The 3,264-nt window shown below is 66.1% G+C and carries 4 protein-coding genes; 2 read left to right on the top strand and 2 right to left on the bottom strand.

Annotation, left to right across the window (positions count from 1 at the left end):
* Positions 1-418, bottom strand: a 418-nt coding sequence (locus tag RMP09_RS01885) for a GTP-binding protein (protein WP_310564316.1), incomplete at its 3' end; no start/stop codon positions are given.
* Between the two features lie 34 nt (positions 419-452).
* On the opposite strand from RMP09_RS01885, the gene RMP09_RS01880 reads away from it, so the two are divergent.
* Both RMP09_RS01880 and RMP09_RS01875 read left to right on the top strand, forming a co-directional pair.
* Entirely contained in the window at positions 453-1,721 is a 1,269-nt protein-coding gene (locus RMP09_RS01880) for an RsmB/NOP family class I SAM-dependent RNA methyltransferase (protein ID WP_310564315.1), read from the top strand.
* A 159-nt stretch (positions 1,722-1,880) separates the two neighbouring features.
* Positions 1,881-3,104 carry a fatty acid desaturase gene (locus tag RMP09_RS01875; protein WP_310564314.1) on the top strand — a complete coding sequence of 408 codons (1,224 nt, stop codon included), beginning with the start codon at positions 1,881-1,883 and terminating at the stop codon, positions 3,102-3,104.
* Between the two features lie 103 nt (positions 3,105-3,207).
* Here the strand turns inward: RMP09_RS01875 and rpmG are convergent.
* On the bottom strand, positions 3,208-3,264 hold a 57-nt coding region (rpmG, locus tag RMP09_RS24025; protein ID WP_409559669.1), incomplete at its 5' end, for a 50S ribosomal protein L33.

Here is a 3,264-nt window from a genome sequence, read left to right as displayed (position 1 = left end):
TGACGAAGGTGAGGATGGGCGTGTTGCGCGCGCGGCAGACCTGCAGCAGGCGCCGGGTCTGCGGCTCCACGCCGTTGCCGGCGTCGATCACCATCAGCGCCGCGTCCACGGCGGTGAGCACGCGGTAGGTGTCTTCCGAGAAGTCCTGGTGGCCGGGGGTGTCGAGCAGGTTGATGACGCAGTCGCGGTATTCCATCTGCATCACCGAAGACGCGACGGAAATGCCGCGCTGCTTTTCGATCTCCATCCAGTCGGAGGTGGCGTGGCGCGCGGCCTTGCGCGCCTTGACCGAACCGGCGATGTTGATGGCGCCCGAGAACAGCAGCAGCTTCTCGGTCAGGGTGGTCTTGCCCGCGTCGGGGTGGGAAATGATGGCGAAGGTGCGGCGGCGCTGCACCTGTTGGGCGATGTCGGACATAACCCTCGATTATCCCCGGTGGGACAATACGGGGATGCACCCCAAAGCCCTGCTGGACGAAATCGCCAGTCTCATTGAAAAAGTCTTCAAGTTCGACCACCCGGCCGATGCCGTGGTGGCCCGCCATTTTCGCGAGAACAAATCGCTGGGGCCGCGTGAGCGCGCCACGCTGTCCGACACCGTGTTCGCCGTGCTGCGCGAACGCCTGCGCTTCGAATCGCTGGCCCGTTCGGGCAGCGGCTCCAAGTGGCGCCGCCTGGCGATCCTGGGCTTCCCGGGCGACCGCGACTTCCTCAAGAGCGCCCTGACCGAGCCCGAAAAGACCTGGCTGGGCACCTGTGACCAGGTCACCGACGCCGACCTGATGGCCCCGCACCGCCACAACCTGCCCGAATGGCTGGCCTCGGCCCTGCGCGAGCAGGTGGGCAGCACATTCGACGCCCTGGCCGCCAGCTTCAATCAGCCCGCTCCACTGGACCTGCGCGTCAACAGCCTGAAGAAAAAACGCGAGGCGGTGCTGGCCGAGCTGCAGGCGGCCGGGCTGCCCGCGCAGGCCACGCCGTACTCGCCCCTGGGCATCCGCCTGCAGGGCAAACCCAATCTGTCGAAACTGCCCGCCTTCGTCAACGGCGACGTGGAGGTGCAGGACGAAGGTTCGCAGCTGCTGGCCCTGCTGCTGGCGCCCAAGCGCGGCGAGATGGTGGCCGACTTCTGCGCCGGCGCCGGCGGCAAGACGCTGGCGCTGGGCGCGGCCATGAAGAACACCGGCCGGCTCTATGCTTTCGACACCTCCGGCCACCGGCTCGAAGCCATCAAGCCCCGGCTGGCGCGCAGCGGCCTGTCCAACGTGCACCCGGTGGCCATCGCGCACGAGCGTGACGACCGCATCAAGCGCCTGGCCGGCAAGCTCGACCGGGTGCTGGTCGATGCGCCGTGTTCGGGTCTGGGCACGCTGCGCCGCAGCCCCGACCTGAAATGGCGCCAGACGCCCGAGACCGTGGCCGCGCAGGCCGAACTGCAGCAGCGCATCCTGGCCAGCGCCGCGCGCCTGCTCAAGCCGGGCGGGCGCCTGGTCTACGCCACCTGCAGCCCCCTGCCGCAGGAAGACGAGGCGGTGGCCGAGGCTTTTTCGGTCGCGCACCCCGACTTCCAGCCCTTGTCCGTGGCCCAGCTCCTGGCCGACGCGCATGTGGAGCAGGCGGCCACGCTCTGCGGTGGAGAGGACGGGCGCTTCCTGCGCCTGTGGACCCACCGACACGGCACCGATGGTTTTTTTGCCGCCGTCTGGCAAAAAAAGGCCTGAACAAAACGCCGCACTCAGGGTCTTACCGGATGGCCGGTACCCCTGGGTCCCATTGGTGAAAACGGGGCCCGCCGGTAAAATCGAGGCTTTTTCCGCTGCGTCCGCCGGACCGGGTGGCGCGCTTTTTCGCCTTGGCCGGGCGACTCTGCTAGGTACTGCATGAATTCTTCCGATACCCTCGTATCCTCCCTGTGGGACGGTCTGGTGGCCTTTCTGGCCCAGGGCCTCACCGGCGCCAGCTGGTGGCAAGTCCTGATCGCCGCCCTGGTGATGACGCACATCACCATCGCCAGCGTCACCATTTACCTGCACCGCCATTCGGCGCACCGTGCGCTGGACCTGCACCCGATCGCGTCGCATTTTTTCCGCTTCTGGCTTTGGATGACCACGGGTCAGGTCACCAAGGAGTGGACCGCCGTGCACCGCAAGCACCACGCCAAATGCGAGCGTGAAGGCGATCCGCACAGCCCGGTGGTGTTCGGCATCAAGAAGGTGTTCTGGCAGGGGGCCGAGCTGTACCGCGCCGAAACCAAGAACCAGGAAACCCTGGACCGTTACGGTCACAACACGCCCGACGACTGGATGGAACGCAACGTCTACACCGGCCATTCGGTGCTGGGCGTGGCGCTGATGCTGATCATCGACGTGGCGCTGTTCGGCGCGCTGGGCCTGTCGGTCTGGGCGCTGCAGATGGCGTGGATTCCGATCACCGCGGCCGGCATCATCAACGGCATCGGCCACTGGTGGGGTTACCGCAACTTCGAAGCCACCGACGCCAGCACCAACATCTCGCCCTGGGGCATCGTCATCGGCGGCGAAGAACTGCACAACAACCACCACACCTACCCGACCTCGGCCAAGCTCTCGGTCAAGCCCTACGAGTTCGACATCGGCTGGCTGTACATCAGCATCCTCCAGGGCCTGGGGCTGGCCAAGGTGAAAAAGCTGCCGCCCAAGATGGCGTTTGGCGATGTGAAGCCGGTGGCCGATGAAAAGACGCTGGAAGCGATCATCGCCAACCGCTACGAAGTCATGGCCGGCTATGCACGTGAAATGCGCGCCGCCTGCCAGCGCGAGCTCGACGGTGTGAAAGCCCGCAGCGCGGACACCGCGGTGCTGCAGGCGGCCCGCCGCTGGCTGCACCGCGACGACGACAAGGTGCCCGCAGACATCAAGCCCCAGCTGGCGCAGGCGCGTGCCGAGCATCCGGTGCTGGAGAAGATGGTGACCATGCGTGAAGAGCTGCGTGCGCTGTGGACCGGCACGAACGCCACGCGCGAGCAGCTGGCCGCCGACCTGCAGGCCTGGTGTCGGCGTGCCGAAGAAAGCGGCATCGCCGCCCTGCGCGACTTCTCGATCCAGCTGCGTTCGGCGCGCGCCTGATCGAGGCGATCTTCAACCCGTGCCGCGCAAGCGGTGCGGGCAACAAAAAAGCCGCTGTGGAAACAGCGGCTTTTTTGTTGGAAGAACCAGGATCAGGGCCGAATCACTTCAGCTTGATTTCCTTGTAGTCCACGTGCTTGCGAGCTTTCGGATCAAATTT

It is taken from the genome of Hydrogenophaga sp., from assembly GCF_031426985.1.
In the GTDB taxonomy this organism is placed as follows: Bacteria; Pseudomonadota; Gammaproteobacteria; order Burkholderiales; family Burkholderiaceae_C; genus Hydrogenophaga.
This window is presented reverse-complemented; position numbering and strand designations above follow the sequence as displayed.